Genomic DNA, 21,671 nt, shown 5'->3' with positions numbered 1-21,671 from the left:
GAATCTGGCGCAATCCCCGGAAACTCCTGCACTTTTGGCAATTGTTTGCACCGTCTCGGCGCTTGGCGAAAGCACAACACCTAGGCGAAAGGCGAAGACGGAATTTAACCCTGCGATCTGGCGGAAAATTCGATTTCAATTTCCGGCCGTGTGGCCGGAAACCTCGGCGCCGGCGGTCCTCGGCAACACCAGGAAGCGGAACGACGCCACCAGCCCGATGATGCCAATCAGCAGGAAGGCTGCTCGAAAATCGGCGAGGTCGAGCACCGACCCGTTCCTGGCGATCTGCGACAGGTTGAGGATCGCCGCCGCCACCGCGACACCGAACAGCATCGCCACTTGCTGCAGCATCGAGGACAAGGTCGCCGCGGAGCTACGCTGCGCCGCGGCGATATCGGCGAAGGCCAGCGTGTTGAGAGCGGTGAACTGCATCGAGCGCGACAGGCCGGCGATCAGCATCAGCGCCACCACCAGCGCCTGCGGGGTCTGCGGCGAGATCGCCGCGCAGGCCATGATCGACACCGAGGCGACGATGCCGTTGACGACCATCACCGAGCGGAAGCCGAAGCGACGCAGCGTCGGCGTGGTCACCGTCTTCATGCCGAGATTGCCGAGGAAATAGGCCAGGATCATCATGCCGGCATCGACGGGCGAGAGGCCGAAGCCGACCTGGAACAGCAGCGGCAATAGGAACGGCGTGGCGTTGATCGCCACGCGGAAGATCGTGCCAGCGGCAAGCGTCGAGATGGCGAAGGTCTGCACCTCGAACGAGGAGAGGTCGAGTAGCGGATGCGGCGCGCGGCGCAGATGGCGCACCGCTAGCCAGCCGACGACGATTCCCGCCGCGATCAGCAGCACCGTCGGCAAGGCCCCATCCTCCGGATGCGCGATGCGCTCGAGTCCATAGAGCAGGCAGGCGAGCCCCAGCGACGTCAGGAAGAAACCCGGCCAGTCGAGCGGCTTGGGATCGGCTTCACGGTCGCCCGGAATGAAGCGGGCGACCAACACCAGCCCGATCGCGCCGAGCGGGATGTTGATGAAGAAATTCCAGTGCCAGGACAGATAGGTGGTGATGAAACCGCCAAGCACCGGGCCGACCACGGGCGCAAAGAGCGCCGGCCAGGTGATCAGCGCCGTGGCGTTGAGCAATTCGGATTTCGACGCGTTGCGGAGGACCAGGATGCGGCCGACCGGCGTCATCAAGGCGCTGCCTAGGCCCTGCACGGCCCGGGCAATGACGAATTCGGTCAGATTCCCAGAGAAGCCGCAGGCGAGCGACGCCAGTGTGAACAGCGCGATGGCCGCGAGGAAAATGTTACGCGCGCCGAACCGGTCGGCGAGCCAGCCCGACAGCGGCACGAACACGGCCATGGTCAGCATGTAGACCGTGATGCCGATGCTCATCGCCACCGCCGGCACACCGAAGGAAGCGCCCATCTGCGGCAGCGACGTCGAGATGATCGTCGAATCCAGCAGTTGCATGAAGAAGGCGATGGCGACGATCAGCGCCACGCGCCGCGAATTCGTCGCTGTTTCGGGTAAGGTTTCACTTTCGGGAATGGCCGTCATGTCGGGTCGGTTTCAACAACATTTAGCCAACCGCGTCCAGCGATGGACCAACAAACTTTCGTGTCGCATCGCCGCCTGTTATGGAATGAATGGGGCTCGGTCTTAAACGACAGGAACCGTGGACGCATGAAGCCTATCTATATCGACTACCTCAACGCCCTCGACATCGAAGCGCTTGCCATGGCCGATGGCGAGATCATCGGCGCCGTCGAGGCCGGGCTCGTTGCGCAAGGCAAGGGCCAGACGGTGATCGAGCCGCGTGTCCACCTCGAACCCGACCCGTCCTTCCACGGCCACTTCAATGTCTTGCGCGGCTACGTCGCGCCGCTCGATACGGCCGGCGTGAAAATCGTCGGCGACTATGTCGACAACTATCTTCACGGCCTGCCCTCGGAATTCGGCATCCTCAATTTGTTCGATCCACGCACCGGCACGCCGCGCGCCATTCTCGACGCCACGGTCATCACCGACATGCGCACCGGCGCCGTCACCGCCATCGGCGCCAAGCACCTGGCGCGCACGAACTCGAAGGTGCTCGCCCATATCGGCGCGCGCGGCACGGCGTACTGGAATGTGCGCCTGCTCGACCATCTCTTCGATTTCGACGAGATCCGCGTCCATTCGCGCCGCCCCGAAAGCCGCGACGGCTTTGCCGCAAAACTCTCCGCCGACCTCGGCAAGCCCGTCACCGCGGTCGCCGACTGGGAGAGCTGCGTCAAGGGCGCCGACATCGTCGTCGAAGCCTCGCGCCTGCCCGAGCCGCAGCCACTGCTGAAGACAGAATGGATCAAGCCGGGCGCGCTTGTCGTTCCCTATGGCACGATGAGCGCGGTGGAGCTGTCGCTGACCGACATCATGCAGAAGATGGTCGTCGACGACTGGGGTCAGTGCAAGGGTGGCAAGTTCGGCTCGCTGCGTGCGCATGTCGAGGCCGGGCGGCTGAGCGAAAAGACGCTGCATGCCGAACTCGGCCAGATCGCCGCCGGCCTCAGGCCGGGACGGCAGAGTGACGACGAAACCATCCTCTTCTGGCATCGCGGCCTGTCGCTGTCCGACATTGCGCTCGGCAAGGCGATGCTTGCCAAGGCGCAGGCGCAAGGCATCGGCCAAAGGCTGCGCTTCGCATGAGCGCGCTCGTCCTCACCGGGGCCGGCATCAGTGTCGCCGATGTCGCCACTGTTGCCCGCGAGGCGCGCAAGGTGGAGATCGGAGCCAATGTCATCGGCAGGCTGGAGAAGGCGCGAAAGGTGCTCGACCAGGCGGCGGCCTCCGGCCAGCAGATCTACGGCCTGAACACCGGCCTCGGCGCCAATCTTCGCACATCGGTCGAGGGTGACGCCAGCGCCTTCCAGCGCCAGTTGCTCGAGGGCCGCAGCGGCGCGGTCGGCGAAGCGCTGCCCATCGAGGCCGTGCGCGCCACCATGCTTGCCCGTCTGACAATGTTGTCGGCCGGTGGCTCCGGCCTGTCGCCCGCCGTGTTCGTTGCCTTGGTCGAAGTCCTCAACGCGGGCGTCCATCCAGTGATGCCGTCGCTCGGCTCGATCGGCGCTGGCGACCTGGTGCTGATGACCGCGATCGCCCGCCTGCTGATCGGCGAAGGTGAAGCTGATTATCAGGGAAGGCGCATGCCAGCTGTCAAGGCACTGATGATGGCCCGCCTCGGCCCCATCGGCCTGGCGCCCAAGGATGGGCTGTCGCTGATCAACGCTTCCGCCGTCTCCGCCGGCGGCGGCGCGCTTGCGGTCACGGACGCGCTGTCGGCTCTTGCCCAGCAGCAGCAGGCTGGCGCGCTGACCATGGAAGGTTTCGGCGCCAACCGCACCATCCTCGATCCCCGCCTGCACATGGCGCGGCCCGCCGCCGGCCAGCAGGAAGCCGCCAAGGCGCTGCACGATCTTCTCGCCCGCGACGAAGCGCCGGCCCCCACCACCATACAGGACCCGCTCTCGATCCGCTGCATGCCCTCGATCCATGGCGCGCTGATCGAGGCGATCGGCCAGGCAAGACGCGCCGTCGAGACCGAACTCAATGCCGCCGCCGACAACCCGCTGGTTCTGAGCGACGACGAGCTGGTGCTGTCGACGGGCAACTTTCACACCGCTTCGCTGGCGCTCGCCTTCGAGGCGCTAAGCCTGGCAATCGCTCAATGTGCCGCCGCCAGTGCCGCCCGCTTTATCCAGCTCACCGGTTCGGGTCGGAACGGCCTGCCGAAATACCTGTCGCCGGTCGGTGGCGCCTCGGCCGGTTTCGTGCCGTTGCAGAAGACGGTGACATCGATCCTGGCTGCCATCCGCCACAAGGCCAATCCGGTGATGCTTGACTTCCTGCCGGTTTCGGAAGGCGTGGAGGATCACGCCACGCAGACGCCGCTGGTGGTTTCGAAATGCGCCGACATGATCACGCTGTGGCGGCGGCTGATCGCCTTCGAGTTAATGGCGGCGGCGCAAGCCGTCGACCTGCGTGAGGGATTGGCGCTGGCGCCACGCACATCAGCCGTCCACACGGCGACACGCGCGCTCGTCCCCGCGCTCAAGCATGATCGGCCGCTCGGCGTCGATGCGGAAGCACTCCACGCAGCGCTCGCCGGCGGCAAATGGCAAACGGTCCTAGCCCCGGCCGACCTTGTCGAGGAACAGGCGTAGCTCGGCCGGGTCCATGTGCACGATGTGCCGGTCCTCGGGATAGGCGCCGCTGTTGACGTCGGCGACATATTCGGAAAATGCCGCCACCCGCTCCGCCTGCAGCCGATCGTATTCGGCGGCGAAATTGCGGTAGATCTTCGAGTGGCGCGGCATGTGGCCACGGTTCTGGCCAAGAATGTCGTCGGCGAACAGATATTGCGCGTCGCAGCCGGTGCCCGCGCCCATCGACAGCATGATCAGCGAGGTGCGCTCCGAGATAGCCTTCGCCACCTCGACTGGTACAACTTCTATTTCGGCGCCGATCGCGCCGGCAGCCTCCAGTTGCTTGACGGCTTCGAACACCTGCATCGCCGTATCGGCGGACTTGCCGACCGCCTTGAAGCCGCCGGTCCAGGTCGCGCGGGAAGGAATGAGGCCGACATGGCCGATGACGGGAACCGCATCGTCGGCCATTCGCTTGATGGTGGCGTAGCCCGCGCTGCAATAGACCGCGTCGGCGCCGGCCTTGTAGAGCCGGAAGGCCCAGCGCACGAAATCATCCGCGGTGCCGATCTCGAAGAAATTGTCGCCCGGCATGGTGAACAGGCTGGGCGCGGCATCGCGGTACCGCGGGTTCAGCACCAGTTCGGGCGGCACCGAGACGATGTCGACCCCTGCCCGTTCGGCGGCTTCCGCCTCGTCCAGGGTGAGCACGCGCAGCATGGTCAGCTGACGCTTGCCCTTCATGGCGCGCAAATCGGCGACGGTCGGTCTCTTTCGGCTCATTAAAACGTCCCCTTTTGTTGCGGCTTGCGCGATGGTTGATCATGCAGCGCTTCATATCTGGATCATCACCTTGCCAGCTTCGATCTTCACCGGATAGGTCGCGAGATTGACGCAGACCGGCGCACCCTTGGCCTGGCCGGTCTTGTAGTTGAAGCGGCCATTGTGCTTGGGACACTCGATGATGTCGTCCATGACAAGCCCGTCGGCCAGATGCGCCTTCTCATGCGTGCAAAAGCCATCGGTGGCGAAGAACTCGTCATCCGGCGAGCGATAGATCGCGAAGGTCCGCCCACCATGGTCGAAGCGGATGACATCCTCTTCCTCGACATCGTCCACCGCGCACGCTTCAACCCAATCGGCCATCTCTATCTCCTGCGGACATTCGCGATCTCTACTCGGCCGCCGCCGACATATCGACCTCATGGAACTCACCGCGATAGGGCCTGGCCGTGGGCGGCAGTTCGCGCTTGAGGTAATGATCCTCGTATTTCAGCTGCCTGAGCAGGACCGGCCAGACCTCGCGGTAGGCATGCCACATCGACGGATTGGGCTTCGGCAGATCGTGCTTGATCAGTTCATGCAGCCTGGGCAACGCGTGATACGGCACCATCGGGAACATGTGGTGCTCCACATGGTAATTCATGTTCCAGTAGATGAACCGGCTGATCGGGTTCATGTAGACGGTGCGCGTGTTCAGCCGATGGTCGACGACATTGTCGGCGAGCCCTATGTGCTGCAGCAGGCCGGTCGTGACCATGTGCCAGGTGCCGTAGAGGCGCGGCAGGCCGATCAGCACCAGCGGTATCCATGACCTCAGCGCGATCGCGAGGGCGATCGTCGCGACATAGATCGCGACATGCCAGCGGGCCGCGACCACGGCCTTATGCTGTTCCATCTCGGGGATATAGCTCTTCTCTTCGTCGGATAGTGTGCCGAATGCCTGCCGCACCAGCGTCGGCAGCGAATAGCGAAAGTCGAGAATGCCGGTAAAGGCGAGCGCCGCCTTCAACAGGTCCGGCGGACGCATGACGGCGATCTCGGCGTCGCGGCCGACAATGATGGTGTCGGTGTGGTGGCGGGCATGGCTCCAACGCCATTGCACGGGATTGCGCATCAGCATGAACGAAGCGATGAGGTAGACGACATCATTCATCCAGCGCGTGCGAAAAGCCGTGCCATGGCCGCATTCATGCCAGCGCGAGTCGCTCGACGAGCCGTAGAGCACGCCATAGACGAACAGGAACGGCACCACCCACCACGAACCCCAGAACCAGACGATACCCGCGGCCGAGCCCAGGATCGCGACAATCCAGATGACGGTGTCGCGGATCGCTGGCCCGTCGGAACGCTGCATCAGTTCCTTCATCGCCTTGCGCGGCACGTCGGTGTGGTACCATTCGGCCGAGGCAAGCCCGGTCTCGATCGCCGTTCTGGTGCTTTCGCCGACCAGGCTGTAGTCGCGCTTTTTCGCCATCGTCGTCAAATTGGCCTCCAACCTTCGCGCAGCGCTGGCAATCCGGTCCGCCGGCCGGAGGGCTTGCTTTGAATAGATGTCGCGCTCATGTCCTGCCGGCCAGTCTTGGAAAATTTTGAGAAGGCTGAGGATAATCCTGCTCGGGCTGTCGGGCGATAGCCGCGATCCTGGCTTCGGCGCCAGCAATTTCCTCCTTGCCGTCGAGGACGCGGAACACCGCTTCATAGGCCCGGCTTTCGCCATGCTCCAGCCAGATCATCTCACCGCGCTCGCGGGCAGCGAGATCGCCGAGCACATGGTGGGTCGATGGCTCTATGCCAAGTGCATACTGCCCGGCCTGGAAATTCTGCCATTGATAGGCGCAAGGCAGTTGGTCCTTGCGCGTCACCACTTCGAAGCCGAGGCCGAGCCGGTCGTTGACCACCGCCACCGGCACCTCGCCCTTCCCGTCGGCGCCCATTTCGTGCTGCCAGACCTGCTCGCTGAATTGCATTTGCGGTTCCGGCACGGTGCGATAGCCGACCTTCTGCGTCTCATAGCGCTCGCCCGCATGGCCGGCCCACACCACGTCCCGGATCGGCGCCAGATAGCGCGAGCCCTGATCGAGCAAGGGATGGCTGATATTGATGTGGTAGAAATACATATGCGGGGTGCGGTTGAAGCCGTGGTTGACGACATGGTCCGAAAGCCGGATCTCGTTACCGCCGACATCGGCTTCGATGCGGCGAGTGAGATGCAGATCCTCGCCAAACACCGCCGATTGCTGGACAACGCCTTCGGCCCACAGCACGCAGCGGTCGCCTTCCCAGCGCTCGCCATAGCCGGTCAGCCGCGCCGGGATGGTACCGACACGACCATGCAGCGAATGAAGCACCGTCTTCTTGGCCGGATAGTTGTAGCTCTCGGCCGGCACTTCTTCCCGCCCCAGAATATGGTCGAGCCCGCAGGTGACCAGCAGACCCGAGAAGGACCGCGCCCAGGCGAGCCCCCCTTCCCCCTCATAATCGTGCAGGCCAGGATGGCGAAAGCCGCTCGGCGAATGCCAGCCGATCGCCTGGCCCTTGAAGTCGCAATCGGCAATGTCGAGCGCCCGGTCGACCAGCGCGGTGAAGCGCAGGCCCGAGCCGGTCCGGAACTCCAGCATGCGGATGCCACGCTCGACGCCGTCGCCAAGCGTCATGAGCCGCACGCCGGCGAATTGCGACAGCTGGCCTGACCGCTCGGCCACTTGCCGACGCGACAGCGTCTTGCCGTAAAGCTCTACCATGCGACGCCCTTCACTTTGCCCTCGCCTCCTTGAGCAAGGCCGACATATCGGCGCCGGTGATGATGCTTTCCACGGTCAGGAGGTCGGTGTCGGCGACCGTCTGTTCGGCGACGATCTCACCGCGCCGCATGACGACGATGCGGTCAGCGACCTGGAACACGTGGTGGATGTTGTGGGTGATGAGCAGCACCGAATGACCGGCGTCGCGCACCTCCTTGACGAAGCGCAGCACACCGTGGGTTTCCTCGACGCCGAGATTGTTGGTCGGCTCGTCGAGGATGATCACCTTGGCGGCGAACTGCATGGCGCGTGAAATGGCGATCGACTGGCGTTCGCCGCCCGACAGCGTCGAGACCAGCGCATCGGCGTCGAGCTTCTTCGAGATGCCGACACGCTTGAGCAGTTCGGAAGCGGCTTTGCGCAGTTTGGCAAGGTCGAGCGGCGCGAACACGCCGAGCCAGCCGAAATTGACCGGCTCGCGGCCGAGGAAAAGATTGCGCGCGATGCTGAGATCGGGCGCCAGTGAGGTATCCTGATGGATGGTCTCGATGCCGAGGTCCATCGCATCCCGGGTCGAGCGGATCGAAACCTTTTCGCCGCGTACAAAGATGTCGCCACGATCGACCGGGAAAACACCCGAGATCGCCTTGATCAGCGTCGATTTTCCGGCGCCATTGTCGCCCAGCAGCGCCACCACCTCGCCTTCCCGCAGTGTCAGCGAGGCGTTCTTCAGCGCGCGCACGCTGCCGAAGGANCAGCAGCGCCACCACCTCGCCTTCCCGCAGTGTCAGCGAGGCGTTCTTCAGCGCGCGCACGCTGCCGAAGGACTTTTGCAGGTTTTGCAGCCGAAGTACTTCTTGCATCATCGTCAGCCTCTTGCGGCGTTCTTCTGCAGCAAAGCGTGCAGGATGAGCATGGCGAGGATGATGAGGCCGACAAAGATGTTGTAGGCGAGCCCCGGTACGCCGATCAGTACGATGCCGTTGCGGATGGCGCGCAGCATGAGCGCGCCGACGATGGTGCCGAGGATGGTGCCGCGTCCGCCGGTCAGCGCCGTGCCGCCAACCACCACCATGGCGATCACTTCCAGCTCATAGCCGGTGCCGGCCACCGGTGAGGCGGCCGAGATGCGGAAGGCACTGATCATGCCAGCAAGGCCAGCCAGCACCGAAGTCGCGATGAACAGCCAGATCTTGACCCTATCGGCCGGCACGCCGCGCGCCACCGCCGCGTTGCGATTGGAGCCGATGGCGCTGATCCAGTTGCCGAGCTTGGCGTAACGCAGGATGTAGATGGCAAACAGTGAGAGGCCGATGAACCACCACAGCGAGGTGTAGAAGCGAAACGAGCCGATGTTGAAGCTGCCGGCGAGCAGCGTCACGAAGAAGCCCGGCTGGTCCCAGGATTTCAGCGGAAAGCCTTGCGTGATGTAGAGCGCTGCCCCGCGCACGACGAGCAACATCGACAGCGTCACCAGAAAGGAGGAGATGCCGATCTTGGTGACGATCAGCCCGTTGATCGCGCCGATCACGATGCACAGCAGCAGCCCGGCCAGAAGCGCGACACCTATATCCACCCCGCCATTTTGCACCAGCAGCATCACCACCACTGGCGCCAGCCCAAACACCGCGCCGACGGAAAGATCGAATTCGCCTGCCGTCAAAAGCAGCGTCATGCCGAGCGCGATGATGCCGAGCTCGGGCAGGAAGGCCATCATGTTGGAGATGTTGAGCGGCGACAGGAAATTGGCGTCGGCGACGGCGAATGCCGCGAGCAAAATGAGGAGGATGACGAAGGAGGAGAATTGCGGCGAGCGCAGCAGGCGCGATCTGCCTTTCACCCCCGGCGCTTCGTCTTCTGCGGCAATTGTCATGACTGCTTGAACCATGCTTGAAAAGACGCCCGCCGCTTTTCCGGCGGGCGCTGTTTTTCTCATTTCTTGTCGTAGAGCTTCAGGATCGGGTCGACGCTGGAGGCGTCGTAGAGACCGAAAGTGTGGATGTCGTAGCCGATCGGCTCGCCCGACGCGGCAAGCCCGAGCAGCGCCACCGGCATGAAGCCTTGCGCGGAGGGATATTGCCAGGCGGCGGCATTAACGAAGCCGTCCTTGACAGCTTGCGCCGTCTCCTTGGAATTGCCCCAGCCGACGACCGGGACCTTGCCCGCCGGCACGCCGGCGCCGTCGAAGACGCGCTTGACGCTGGCGGCCACGGAATCGCCGAGCGCGATGATCGCCGGCGGATTGTTGGCGACCATGTAGTCGGTCATCTTGGCGATGATGCCCGCCGGATCGGTGCCGCAATCGACCACGTCATATTTGATCCCCAACGGATCGAAAACGCTGGCGATGCCCTCGGTCTCGAGCTGCTGGTAACTGGCGCCAGGAACCTCGACCGGCAGGAAAACCTTGTCGCCCTGCTTCACCATCTTGTGGTCGACCAGATATTTGGCCCAGATGACACCCGCTTCTTTCAGGTCCGCGCCGACATAGGCCTGCCGCCCTGTCGCCGGATCGTCGGTGTTGAAGAACACGATCGGGATGCCAGCCGCCTTGGCTGCTTTCACCTCCTCCGTCCACAGGCCCGGCTGTGCCGACGTGGTGGCGATACCGTCGGGCTTTGCGGCAAGCGCCGAGTTGAAGGCCTCCTTCTGCGCCGCCATGTCGCCGCCGCTGAAGGAAATCTTGCACGTTACCTTGAGCTGGTCGCAGGCCTTGGTCGCGCCGGCGTTCCAGTCGATCCAGAACGCATCCGACGGACCGCCATGCGACAAAAGATAGAAGGTCTTCTGGCCGTCCTGCGCCTGCGCCGCCGTGCCAAGGGCGACGCCGGCGAGCACTGTCGCGGCGGCCGCCAATTTCGATACGAATTTCAACATTTCTTTCCTCCCTTGTTTGAAGCCGCGCTGCCGTGCACCGGTGGCGCGGCTAGCCGTCACAGGCCGTTGGCGCGGAATTTCCCGTCGAGGAATGTCTTGGCGCGCGGCACGTCGTCTTCCGACAGATGCTCGATGATCACCGGGATATTCGGATGCTTTTCGGCCAGCCGCTGGAGATAGAGGTCGTAGTTCAGCGAACCGAGGCCCGGCGCCGGCAGTTCGATTTCGCCAACCCCGCGGAACGTATGGCTTTCCATCGCGTCGGCATCGCCGATGTCGGCGTGCTTCTCCGACTTGTCCTCGCCCGAGCGCTTGACGTCCTTGGCATGCGCTATCCTGATCTTGTCGGTCAGCGTGTCGAACACCTGGTTCAGGATCTGATCCATCTGGTCGATGTTGTGCGTCTCGAAATAATTGGTCGGGTCCATCAGCAGGCCCAGGCCTGGATGGTCGACCTGCGCGAACATCCTCACCGTTTCCTCGACCGAGCCGACGACGTTGTTGACATAGGTTTCGAGCAGAAAGACCGCGCCATGGTCGTAAGCCGTCTGGGCAAGATCGGCGATGACCTTGCGGCATTCCTCAAAACCTTCCTCGGTCTTGTTCTTGGGGTGATGCACCCAGTCGGATTCGGTGTTGTAAGTGCCGGTCTCCGAGATCACGTAAGGGCTGCCGAAATCGCGCGCGTTGCGGATGATCTCCTTGAGATAACCGACGCGCTTGTCGCGCTCGGCCTTGTCGGGATGGATGATGTTGGTGTAGCCCGACACGCAGCAGACCGGCAGGTTGTGGTCGCGGAAGACGTCGCGCACCTTCCTGGCCTTGTCCTTGGTGATCTGGCCGGCCGAGAGATCAACGTCCCTGAAATGCAGGTCCAGCTGCACCGTGTTGAAACCAAGGCCGCGGATCTTCTTCGCCGTCTCTTCGAGGCCGTATGGGAAATAGCCCGTGAAAATACCTGCCTGCATCATGATCTTGAATTCCTCCCTGTAAGCGATTCAGTTGTCCGCGATTTTCAGTTAGTTGCGTTTGTGGAGATTTCGGAAAGCTTGACCGTGCGGCCCGAGGCCATCGAACGGTAGCCCGCTTCGACCAGCGCCATGGTCTTGACGTTATCGGCGACGGTGAGCGCCGGCGCCGTACCGGTCTTCACGGCATGCTGCAGCTGCTCCATGACGCCGATGAAGGCATGCGGGAACCACATCGTCTCCCAGCTTGGAGTTACCCACTCGCCGCCGGTCGTTTCGGCCGAAGCATAAGTCAGCGTCGAAGCAGCACCGGTCGGCCAGCCGATCGTGCCCTTGGCGACGCCCTTGGTGCCGTCGACGCGCCAGTTGATGTGCTGATCGTCCTTGTAGCCGTCCTGGTGCGGACCGGACCACACATCCTCCAGCGAAACGGCAAGCACACCCGTGGGGAAACGCAGGGTCGAGACGGTGATGCCGTCGGAATGGTCGAATGTCGTGCGCGGATCCTTGCGCGTCAGCGTCGTGATCTCATCGGGATCGCCGAACAGGAAGCGCAGCACGTCGAGATGGTGCACGCTCATATTGGCGAGCGTCAGCCGGTCGTAGCCCTGAAGGAAAGTCTGCCAGTGCGGAATGGCGTGCATGTCGATCTGCGCGAAGACGATGTCGCCGAGCGCGCCGCTGTCGATGATCTGCTTCAACACGCGCATCGACTGGTCGTAGCGCATGTTCTGGTTGACCGAGAGGATCTTGCCGGCCTTCGCCGCTTCGTCGCGCAACTTGACCGCTTCCTCGACCGACAGCGCCAAGGGCTTTTGCGCCAGGATCCCCTTGATGTGGTTCTGCTTCAGCGCATGGCGGATCAACGCCGGCTGCTGGTCCGGCGGAAACGCGAGGTCGATGATCTCGACATTTGCATCCTCGATCAGCTGTTCCGGGGTGTCGTGGACAGTCGGGATGCCCCAACGGTCGGCGACCTTTTGCGCATTCGCCTTGGTCCGCGAGGCGATCGCCACGACTGGAAAGCCGACCTCCTTGTAGGCGGCCAGATGGCACTCGGCCATGATCATGCCGGCGCCGACGCAGCCGATCCGATATTCCTTCGTGCGGACCTTCACATCCGACTCGAAGCCCTTGCCTGTCATGCCTTCCTCCCGAAATCCTGTCCTTGCGGCCGCATTCATCTTGCCAACGCGCCTCCGCCCTGTCCGAAATAATGCACGCGCGTCGGCTCGCAGGATATCGCCACCATCGCGTCGGGCCTGATGTCAGGCTGGCCGCGCAGCAAAGCCTTCAGCCGCGCTTGCCCGGCGGCGAGCGTCACCACGGTATAGCCGCCAAGCGGCTCGACCTCGAACACCCGCACCGGGCGGGGGCTCGTCTTCTCGGTGTCGCTCCAGGGTCTGACCTTGATGTCCTCCGGCCTCAGCCCGATCTCGACAGCATCGGCCGGAGCCGTGCGATCGGCGATGCTGATCGCGCCTTCGGCGGCTTCGATGCCGCCCTCGCCTTGAACGGATTTGAGGATGTTCATGACAGGCGAACCCAGCAGCCGCGCCACGTAGGTGCTGGCCGGGCGATCATAGATCTCGGCCGGCGCGCCGATCTGCCGGATCCTTCCGCTTTCCAGGATGGCGATGCGATCGGCGATCGACATCGCCTCTTCCTGGTCGTGCGTGACATAGATCAGCGTCTTGCCGAGCTCGCGCTGGATGCGCTTCAGCTCGACCCGCGTTTCCTCGCGCAACCGCGCATCGAGTGCCGAGATCGGATCGTCCATCAGATAGGCATTGGGGTCGCGCACCAGCGCACGCGCGATCGCCACCCGCTGCCGCTCGCCGCCTGAAAGCTGTGCCGGTGGCTTGTGCAGTATATGGCCGATATGCAGCTTGGCCGCGACATCGGCGACCCGCTTTTTGATCTGGAGCTCGGCGACCCCGCGCTCGACCAGCGGGAAACGGACATTGTCGAGCGCGCTCATATGCGGGAACAGTGCCAGGTTCTGGAACACCATGGCGACGTTGCGCTCGGCTGGCGACACCGTATTGACCGGCTTGCCGCCGATGAGGATTTCGCCGGCGTCCGGCGCCTCCAGCCCGAGCACCAGGCGCAGGATCGTCGACTTGCCCGACAGCGGCGGCCCGAAGAAGCAGAAGAACTCGTTGTCGTTGACGGCGAAGGAGGCGTCGTCGACGGCAAGCGTCGTGCCGTAGCGTTTCGTGACATTGCGGAAGACAATGTCGGCCATGGCTCAACCCGCTCTCATCGCAAGGCCGCTAACGGCGTCGAAGACCCGCACTGACGACGCTGCGGGTGCGACGACCGCGGTTTGCCCTATCGACAGTCCGACCTCATTGTCGAACACCGCTTTCACGGCGCCGTCGCCCTTGCCGAGGTGAACGATGGTGCGCGCGCCGATGCGCTCGACGAAAGTGACCGGCATGGCCAGCCCGCGTCCATTCTCCGCCACGGCCACCTGTTCCGGCCGAAAGCCGTAGAGCACCTCGCCGCGAGTACCGCGCACGCTGGCGGCCAGCTCATCCGGCAATGGCGGCGTAATGCCAAGCGCCCCGAGATCGACGACCAGACCCCGGTCACTCTCCGCAGGTCGGCCCTTGAGCAGGTTCATGCCCGGCGAGCCGATAAAGCGGGCAACGAAGACATTGGCTGGATTGTTGTATACCTCTAGCGGCGTGCCCACTTGCTGCAGCACGCCGTGATCCATGACGGCGATACGGTCGGACATGGTCATGGCTTCGAGCTGGTCGTGCGTGACGTAGACCATGGTCTGCTTGAATTGGCGCTGCAGCTGTTTCAGCTCGGTGCGCATCACCGCGCGGAAGGCCGCGTCGACATTGGATAGCGGCTCGTCGAGGAGGAAGATCGCCGGCTCCATGATTGCCGAGCGGCCGATCGCCACGCGCTGCAGGATGTTGACCGACAGCCGGTCGGCCTTGCGGTCGAGCAGCGGCGTCAGTTGCAGCAGCTCGGCGATCGTGCCGACGCGACGATCGATCTCGGCCGTGGCGGCGCCACGCATCCTTGGCCCGTAGGCTAGGTTCTGGCGCACCGTCAAATGGGTGAAGATCGCGTAGTTCTGGAACACGAAGCCAACGCCACGCCGGCCCATCGGCACACCGGCCATGTCGCGCTCGCCAAACAGGATCTTGCCGCTGGTCGGCTCTTCCATTCCGGCAATCATGTTCATCGTCGTCGACTTGCCGCAGCCTGAAGGCCCGAGCAAAGCCATGAACTCGCCATCGGCGATATCGAGGTCCATGGTCTTCAGCGCCGTGAAGTCGCCGAATGTCTTGGTGAGGTGCTTGAGCTGGATCGTGCTCATTCCGCCACCTGCCTTGCCCGTGCCATACGCTTCATGGCGAACACGGCGACGATGGAGAGCACGACCAGAATGGCCAGCGCGATAGCCGCCACATAGCCCCAGATCAGATCCTGCGTGGTGACCTTGTAGATATAGACGGAGATCGTCTCGGTGGCGACGCCGGGGCCGCCGCCGGTCATGATGTACAGCGTGTCGAAGATCTTGAAGTTTTCGATCACCCTTATCGCCAGCGCGATGATGATGATCGTCTTCATCTTCGGCAGCACGATGGTGGTAAAGCGCTGCCAGGGATTGGCGCCGAGCAGCGTTGCCGCCTTGATCTGGTCCTCCGGCACACCGACCAGGCCGGCGAGCAGGATCAGGAACATCAACGGCGTCCATTGCCAGATGTCGGCGATCATCACCGCGATCAGCGCCAGCGTCGGGTCCGAAAGCCAGGCAATGGTGACTTGCGTGCCCGTGATTGCCGACAGAATGTCGTTCACCGGGCCGCCCGACTGGAACAGCATGAAGAACATGTAGCCGGCCACCGCCGGCACCACCATCATAGGCATCAGCAGGACCGAATAGAAGATGCGCTTGCCGGGAAAGTCGTCGGCGAACAGCGTCGCCAGCGCCAAGCCTAACAAGAATTCGGCCGGCACGCAGACGACCATGACGATAACCGTGCGCTTCAGCGCACTCCAGAAGCGCGCGTCGGCGGCAAGGTCGGTGTAGTTGGCGAAACTGTTCCACATCTCCCAGGCATTCCACCAGCCGAGGCCCGAGAGTGGCGACCAGTCGGTGACGCTGATGTAGAGCTGCATCAAGAGCGGAAAGGCCGAGATGAACAGCACCAGGATTTGCGCCGGCAAGGTCAGGCGAAAGCCAAGCCGCATGCCTTCGTCGCGCAGCGCCGGCTTTGCGCGGGCCGCGTCCATCTCACCCTCCGAAGTCGTCGCAACCACAGCGCTCATTGCTTGAGCGCCCCAAAGGTGAGCCCGCGCACCAGATGGCGCTGGATGGCGATGCCCATGATGACCGGCGGCACGGCCGCGATCAGGCCGAGCGCTGCCTTGGCGCCATAGAGCTGGCCGGTCATCGAGGACGAGAGCGAGGCCATGTAGACGGGGATCGTCACCCATTCGCGTGTCGTGAGCAGCAACGCGATCAGATAGTCCGACCAGTTCAGGATGAAGACGAAGAGGGCAGCACTTGCCAGCGGCGCGCGCATCATAGGCAAGGTGATGCGGGTGAAGACGCGCAGCCGCGAGCAACCCTCGACCAAGGCGGCTTCCTCGATCTCGCGCGGCATGTCGTCGAAGAAGGTCTTCATCAGCCAGAAGGCAAACGGCAGCGTGACGATGCCGTAGATCAGCGCCAGCCCCCACCAGCTGTCGGTGAAGTTGAGGAAGGCCCACATGATCATCACAGGGATCATGACCGCCATCGGCGGAAACAGCCTGAGCTGGATCAGCGCCAGCGGCAGGTTCTGGCCGGAGCCGAAGCGCGACAGGCCATAGGCGGCGGCTGTGCCGGCCGACATGGCGATCGCGGTGCCGAACACCGCCGACAGAAGCGACGACAGGATCGGCTTCAGCGCGGTGCGGTCGAGCGCCACGATCAGGCTGTTGGTGGATTCGCCGAACACGAAGCGGAAGTTGCTGAGCGTCGGGTTCTTCGGCCACCATGTCAGGTCCGCACCCGTCGCCGACCATTCGGCGATCGGCTTGAAGGCCATCGACACCATCCACAGGATCGGCACCAGCGTAACAGCCATCGCCGCGAGGATCGCGGCGTAGCGGAATATCTCGAAGGGGACGGAACGCTTCATCTGGCTGCTTTTGCTGGTGGCGTCGGTTACGGAGGGGAAGAGCAGATGACCCTCCCCTCCGGCTTTGATCCAGGGAGATGGATCAGCTGATCGGATCAAGAACCGTCGGCCATGCCTCCTTGTTGGTCCTGATGGCTTCGAGAAATTTGTCCTCGCCAATGCGCCGGGCGATCTTCTTCCACTCGGCTTCCGTGTCGGCCATCGCCTGCTCCGATGTCTTGGCCTTGGTCAGCGAGGCCATCAGGTTTTCGTCCAGCGCGTTGTGGAAGGCGGTGGCGCCGGGATAGTTGATGGTCGGCACCGTGCGGGCGACCGTCTCGCGCACCACGTCCATGTGGTAGGCGTGATAGGTCTGGCGCACCAGCGGATCGGAAAAATCCGAAAGCCGGAACGGATCGAGATAGCCGCCGGGGTTGGCGCTCATCCAGGCGTAGATACGAGCCGAGCCTAGCCACTGCAGCAGGAGATAGGCGACCTCCTGGTTTTTCGACTGCGACGAGACCATGCCGGTCAGTGAGAACCACAACACCGAGCGGCTGATCAGTTTGCCGTCGATCTCGCGGCCGGGCGGCAGCATCGTGCCGATCTTGCCGGTGACCTTGGAATCCTTGTTGCCGGCATTGTCGAGGAATTTCGGCAGGTTGGAGAACGCACAGGTCATCGCCGCGCCGCCCTTGGCGAAATTGCCGTACTGCTCCGGCCAGCCCCACGAGATCGCGTCCGGCGAATGATGGACCAGCGATCCGACATATTCGTTTGTGGCGGCAATGCCGTGCTCGGAATTGATCAGCGGCTTGCCGTCGTCGCCGAACAGGAACTGGTTGGGCGAGGCCATCGATACATAGCGCTGATACCAGTTGGTGTAGCCCCAGCCCTGGTTGCGCAGGTCGGTGGAGCCGAACAGGCCCTTGTCCGGACGCTGGAAGAAGGCGGCGATATCGCCGTGTTGCTTCCAGGTTTTCGGGGGCGCCAAATCGTAGCCGTATTTGTCCTTGAACGCCTTCTTCTCGGCTTCGTCACCGAACAGGTCGGTACGGTAGACCCAGGTCTGGAAGTCGCCGTCCAACGACACGCCATAGTTAGAGCCGCGATATTTGTTGAGCAGCGATACGCCCTTGGCGCCGTCGACATAGCCGGTCTTGGGATCGTCCCATTCGGGTTTGTACTGGGCGACGAAGTCGTCGAGCTTGGCGATACCGCCGGTCTCGGCGAGATCGCCAAGGCGATTCCACTCGGTCGAATAGATGTCGTAGGCCCCACCCTTGGTGGAGATGTCCTGCATGGTTTTGGTGAATTCCTGGCCGTTCGGCAGACCGACGATCTCGATCGGGATCCCTGTTTCCTCTTCCCACAGCTCCTTGATCGACGGCGCGCCGGCCGGAAAAGGCTGGGTGAGCTGGCCGATCGAGCCGTCCGATAGGCCAAGCACGATCTTGGCCGGCGCCTTGCCGGCGCCCTTCAAAGCCTTGGCGCCCTCGACCGCGCGGCCCTCCGGTGTGTCGGGACCGTATTGATAACGTTCGGCTCCATCGAAGCCCGTCGGGCCGCCGATCATGCCAGGCGCGAGCGCATCGGCCGCGAAGGCGCGGCCGGGACGAATGAATTGCGGAGCGATACCTGCAGCGGCCACGAACACCGCCGCCTTTCCTCCGGACGCCAGCAACCGGCGTCGCGAGATGCGGATCAGATCAGACATTGGAATTCCTCCCTCAGGCTCAATGTTTCCTCCACGAGCCCCATGAGGGATATTGACGGCAGGATAGGAACGCTGTCAACATCATTAATAATCAAAACACATCACAACAACGCATAGAGGCGAGGAAATGCGTCGTGCCAAGGTTCATAGACCGCTTCACATGCGCCGATTTGATGGGAAATGTGATCTCCCTTTCCGACACGATCGCGCCGGACAAGTTGATTTAGCCTCGCGGCTTGCGCATCGGCCAAGGCCGGATACATCATTTCCCATCAGAATCGCGGATAGCGGGGCGTTGGCGCCAGCAGGTCGCCAGCCGACACTGCGTCATCCCTGATGCATTGAGGAGATGAGACGGTGCGTTCCACCCTGACCGACATAGCCCGGGAAGCCGGCGTCTCCGCGGCTACAGTCGACCGCGTGCTCAACAATCGCCCCGGCGTGCGGGCGCGCACGCGCGAGATCGTGCTCGACATGGCGCAGCGGCTCGGCTACATCGCCGAAGGTCCGAACGGTGCGCGGCCCAGGCCCGTGCCCGGCGAGGTCATCCGGCTCGACTTCGCGCTGCCGGCCGGCACCAATTCCTTTATCAAGATGTTGCACCGCCACATCGAGGCACAAGCCCTGGCGCGCCCCGATCTCGACGTCCATATCGCCACCATAGAGGGCTTCAATCCCGACCGGCTCGCCCGCCTGCTGCAGGATTTGCGCGGCCAGACGCAAGGCGTTGGTGTCATCGCGCTCGACCATCCGACGGTGCGCGAGGCGATCCGCTCGCTATCGGCCAACGACGTCAAGGTGGTGACCATCGCCTCCGACATCCTGCATGTGCCAAGGGTTGCCTATATCGGCATCGACAACCGCGCCGCTGGGCGGCTGGCCGGGTATCTGCTCAACCGTTTCATGGGCTCAGGCAGCCCCGGCAAGGTGGCGCTGTTTGCAGGCTCGCTGTCCTATCGCGGCCACGAGGAACGCGAGATGGGCTTCCGGCACATATTGACCGAGGAATCGCCCAATCTGGAGATCGTCGAGATGCGCGAAATGCTCGACGACCGCGAAAAGGCCTATTCGGAGGCGTCAGCCCTTCTGGAACGCCACCCCGACCTTGCCGCGATCTACAATGTCGGCGCCGGTAACACCGGCATCGCGCGCGCGCTGAAGGAACGCGGCCGTGCGCAATCCATGGTTTTCCTCGGCCACGAGGCGACGGACGGCACCAAGGAACTGCTGCTCGACGGCACGCTCGACGCCGTCATCGACCAGAACCCGCGCGTCGAAGCCCGCGAGGCGCTCAACATCCTGACCCACGCCGTCCGGGGCCTCCCCTATGAATTGCACCAGCCGAGGCTGCAGGTGATCTTCAAGGAGAACATCCCGGAGATTTGAGGCGCTCGCAGCACTTGGCTCGGCACGCACAAAAACAAGGATTTAGGCGTGTCCGTTGAATCATCTGGTAATGACACGCCTGATCGGCCGGTAGGTTGGCGCGTCCTCGAGGCGCGCTCACCTATCAGCGCGTGCTCATTTCTTAACCTTGCGGACAATCGCCCCGACGGCACCACCAACATCGATCGCAATCCGCTCGCCGGAAGCAATGCGCCCAATCTCGCAGACCACCAGGGGCATGCTGATCCCGTAGAGGAACTCGGCGACGATGGCGCCAACGGCAAGGATCGGGTCCGGCCGTTCCAGAAGAATGGCGGTGGGCGCGGTGCCCCTGCGGATTGCCTCGGCCAAGACAGAGGAAGAAGACGAGGACCCTCGCCCGCTCGGCATGATCAGTATCTTGCCGGCGACATTCTTACCGAGGCCAGGATGTGAGTGATCGATGATATCTCCCGTCTCGGAATCGATGCCGCCCCAGAAACTGAGCGATTGCGAAAACACCAGCGCCTCTCCCTCGGCGGCACCGGCCAATTGGAATGTGCCGGATCGAGCGATGATTTCTGTCTCCACCGCTTCGCTCATGCTGCGCCCCGCACGACATGCCCGACCGCCGCTGAACGGATGCAATCGCGCATCTCGGCGAAGGCCACCGTCACGCCAATATTGCCCGGAGCATAGTGCGCCCATTTGCCGGAATTGGTCATCACCACGCCGTCGAGCCGCTCCAGAATGGTAGTGACATAGGTACAGGTGTCGGCGACGGGGATCAGGCCGAACGCCTGCGTGCCATCAAGCGCGCCCTCCTCCTGCAATCGCGTCAGCGTCGCGCGACCCGTATTGACATAGATCGGGATGCCCCTGCCCGGCGCGACCGCGCGCAGCAACGGCAGCAGGCGCATCCATTCCGCATGCGAGAAATGCGGAGTGCCCAGCGAAACCGCCGCCAGCGGCGTCCCGTCAGGCACGCGCGACAGCCTGGCCAGCGCTTGATCGACATCGGCACGACTGATGCGGATCGTCTCTTCCGGCGCTTGACCACGGAACGCCTCGTCGAGCGTTCCCGCCTCCGGCGTGATGCCAACCGCGTGGAACAGCGCCACCGCGCCCGTCGTCGCTGCTGCCGCGCCAAGCGCCTTCAGCTGGTCCTCGTCGCGTGGCTGCGGCAGGCCCGATATGACCGGAACGAGATCGCCGCTCGCTTGCCCGATGATCAGCCCGACGCCGACGAACAGGCTGTCGCTCGGCTCCCCGTCGGCAACATCCAGTTCGAACAGGATGCGGCCGCGCCGGTTCTCGCTGAGATGCAGGCCCCAGGCCGGTGCGCGCCCGGTCATGGCACAGCACAGATCGATGAAATCGCCGTAGCGGTTGGTGCGCGCACCGATCACCGAATTGGCGAAAACGATGGCATTGGATTCGCCCCAGGCGATCTGCTGCCCGAATTCAGGCCGAAACCGCGTCTGATAGGGTGCACAGGTGAAGGTCGCCTGGCAGCCAAGCTCCAGATGCGCCTTCATCAACCGCCGCGCCGGCATTTCTTCAGCCGCGGGCATCTTGACCATGCCGGGATGGATGAGGTCGAACGAGCCGACATTGAGCGTCGTCGGCACCCGGACACGTCCGCTTCCCTCGACCAGCCGTTCGACGAAATCGAGCCCTGCCTTGCCGTGATAGAGGCAGCCGTCGATATGGGCGCCGGTGACATCAAGCAGGCCACCGGCGCCAATCGCGTTGGAAAAGGCAAGCAGTATCTTCATAGCGGCGGCAGCGGACGGCCCCTGCTCGCCGTCGAGCATGGATCGGTCGCGGGCCGTCAGGTCAAGCGTCATCAAGATGCTCCGGGCTTAACTTGCGCCCGGCTATGCGTTCCT

At 63.4% G+C, this 21,671-nt stretch carries 20 protein-coding genes; 3 read left to right on the top strand and 17 right to left on the bottom strand.

Going from position 1 to position 21,671, the window contains the following annotated elements:
• Positions 1-135: 135 nt before the first annotated feature.
• On the bottom strand, positions 136-1,569 hold the full coding sequence (locus X742_RS169175; protein ID WP_023769545.1) for a DHA2 family efflux MFS transporter permease subunit: 1,434 nt from the start codon (positions 1,567-1,569) through the stop codon (positions 136-138).
• Between the two features lie 126 nt (positions 1,570-1,695).
• On the opposite strand from X742_RS169175, the gene X742_RS169180 reads away from it, so the two are divergent.
• Positions 1,696-2,697 carry an ornithine cyclodeaminase family protein gene (locus tag X742_RS169180; RefSeq protein ID WP_023769544.1) on the top strand — a complete coding sequence of 334 codons (1,002 nt, stop codon included), beginning with the start codon at positions 1,696-1,698 and terminating at the stop codon, positions 2,695-2,697.
• Positions 2,694-4,211: a histidine ammonia-lyase gene (hutH, locus tag X742_RS169185; protein WP_023769543.1), complete on the top strand. Its 1,518-nt coding sequence runs from the start codon at positions 2,694-2,696 to the stop codon at positions 4,209-4,211. The genes X742_RS169180 and hutH overlap by 4 nt, the downstream gene beginning before the upstream one ends.
• Here hutH and X742_RS169190 read toward each other — a convergent pair.
• The 14 genes from X742_RS169190 to X742_RS169255 form a co-directional block, all read right to left on the bottom strand.
• Positions 4,176-4,976, bottom strand: coding sequence for a 3-methyl-2-oxobutanoate hydroxymethyltransferase (locus tag X742_RS169190; RefSeq protein ID WP_023769542.1), 801 nt, complete (start codon positions 4,974-4,976; stop codon positions 4,176-4,178). The two genes, hutH and X742_RS169190, sit on opposite strands and share 36 nt — an antisense overlap.
• A gap of 51 nt (positions 4,977-5,027) precedes the next feature.
• On the bottom strand, positions 5,028-5,339 hold the full coding sequence (locus tag X742_RS169195; RefSeq protein WP_023769541.1) for a MocE family 2Fe-2S type ferredoxin: 312 nt from the start codon (positions 5,337-5,339) through the stop codon (positions 5,028-5,030).
• A gap of 28 nt (positions 5,340-5,367) precedes the next feature.
• Positions 5,368-6,450: a fatty acid desaturase family protein gene (locus tag X742_RS169200; RefSeq protein WP_031247563.1), complete on the bottom strand. Its 1,083-nt coding sequence runs from the start codon at positions 6,448-6,450 to the stop codon at positions 5,368-5,370.
• Between the two features lie 85 nt (positions 6,451-6,535).
• On the bottom strand, positions 6,536-7,717 hold the full coding sequence (locus X742_RS169205; protein ID WP_023769539.1) for an aldose 1-epimerase family protein: 1,182 nt from the start codon (positions 7,715-7,717) through the stop codon (positions 6,536-6,538).
• A gap of 10 nt (positions 7,718-7,727) precedes the next feature.
• Positions 7,728-8,459: an ATP-binding cassette domain-containing protein gene (locus X742_RS169210; RefSeq protein WP_023769538.1), complete on the bottom strand. Its 732-nt coding sequence runs from the start codon at positions 8,457-8,459 to the stop codon at positions 7,728-7,730.
• 126 nt (positions 8,460-8,585) lie between these two features.
• On the bottom strand, positions 8,586-9,605 hold the full coding sequence (locus X742_RS169215; RefSeq protein WP_084569455.1) for an ABC transporter permease: 1,020 nt from the start codon (positions 9,603-9,605) through the stop codon (positions 8,586-8,588).
• Between the two features lie 44 nt (positions 9,606-9,649).
• Positions 9,650-10,594: a substrate-binding domain-containing protein gene (locus X742_RS169220; protein ID WP_023769536.1), complete on the bottom strand. Its 945-nt coding sequence runs from the start codon at positions 10,592-10,594 to the stop codon at positions 9,650-9,652.
• A 56-nt stretch (positions 10,595-10,650) separates the two neighbouring features.
• Positions 10,651-11,565 carry a sugar phosphate isomerase/epimerase gene (locus X742_RS169225; RefSeq protein WP_023769535.1) on the bottom strand — a complete coding sequence of 305 codons (915 nt, stop codon included), beginning with the start codon at positions 11,563-11,565 and terminating at the stop codon, positions 10,651-10,653.
• A gap of 44 nt (positions 11,566-11,609) precedes the next feature.
• Positions 11,610-12,707 (bottom strand): Gfo/Idh/MocA family oxidoreductase, encoded by a 1,098-nt coding sequence (locus X742_RS169230; protein ID WP_023769534.1) that lies wholly within the window; start codon positions 12,705-12,707, stop codon positions 11,610-11,612.
• Between the two features lie 35 nt (positions 12,708-12,742).
• Positions 12,743-13,810 carry an ABC transporter ATP-binding protein gene (locus X742_RS169235; RefSeq protein ID WP_023769533.1) on the bottom strand — a complete coding sequence of 356 codons (1,068 nt, stop codon included), beginning with the start codon at positions 13,808-13,810 and terminating at the stop codon, positions 12,743-12,745.
• Positions 13,811-13,813: 3 nt separating this feature from the next.
• Positions 13,814-14,905, bottom strand: a complete 1,092-nt coding sequence (locus tag X742_RS169240) for an ABC transporter ATP-binding protein (protein ID WP_023769532.1) — start codon at positions 14,903-14,905, stop codon at positions 13,814-13,816.
• Positions 14,902-15,861 carry a sugar ABC transporter permease gene (locus X742_RS169245; RefSeq protein WP_023769531.1) on the bottom strand — a complete coding sequence of 320 codons (960 nt, stop codon included), beginning with the start codon at positions 15,859-15,861 and terminating at the stop codon, positions 14,902-14,904. Before X742_RS169245 ends, X742_RS169240 begins: the two co-directional genes overlap by 4 nt.
• Entirely contained in the window at positions 15,858-16,718 is an 861-nt protein-coding gene (locus X742_RS169250) for a carbohydrate ABC transporter permease (RefSeq protein ID WP_023769530.1), read from the bottom strand. Before X742_RS169250 ends, X742_RS169245 begins: the two co-directional genes overlap by 4 nt.
• An 82-nt stretch (positions 16,719-16,800) precedes the next feature.
• A complete protein-coding gene (locus X742_RS169255; protein WP_023769529.1) occupies positions 16,801-18,414 on the bottom strand; it encodes an extracellular solute-binding protein in 1,614 nt (537 codons plus the stop codon).
• A gap of 357 nt (positions 18,415-18,771) precedes the next feature.
• Between X742_RS169255 and X742_RS169260 the strand changes: the two genes are divergently transcribed.
• Positions 18,772-19,800 (top strand): LacI family DNA-binding transcriptional regulator, encoded by a 1,029-nt coding sequence (locus X742_RS169260; RefSeq protein WP_023769528.1) that lies wholly within the window; start codon positions 18,772-18,774, stop codon positions 19,798-19,800.
• Positions 19,801-19,935: 135 nt separating this feature from the next.
• Here X742_RS169260 and X742_RS169265 read toward each other — a convergent pair whose 3' ends face one another.
• Both X742_RS169265 and X742_RS169270 read right to left on the bottom strand, forming a co-directional pair.
• Positions 19,936-20,382 carry a DUF126 domain-containing protein gene (locus tag X742_RS169265; RefSeq protein ID WP_023769527.1) on the bottom strand — a complete coding sequence of 149 codons (447 nt, stop codon included), beginning with the start codon at positions 20,380-20,382 and terminating at the stop codon, positions 19,936-19,938.
• A complete protein-coding gene (locus X742_RS169270; protein WP_023769526.1) occupies positions 20,379-21,629 on the bottom strand; it encodes an aconitase X in 1,251 nt (416 codons plus the stop codon). The genes X742_RS169265 and X742_RS169270 overlap by 4 nt, the downstream gene beginning before the upstream one ends.
• Between the last annotated feature and the right edge of the window lie 42 nt (positions 21,630-21,671).

Origin of the sequence: Mesorhizobium sp. LNHC229A00 (assembly GCF_000502415.1) — a bacterium.
GTDB lineage: Bacteria > Pseudomonadota > Alphaproteobacteria > Rhizobiales > Rhizobiaceae > Mesorhizobium.
Note: the sequence above shows the minus strand (reverse complement) of the source record. Positions and strands in the feature narration are given on the sequence as shown.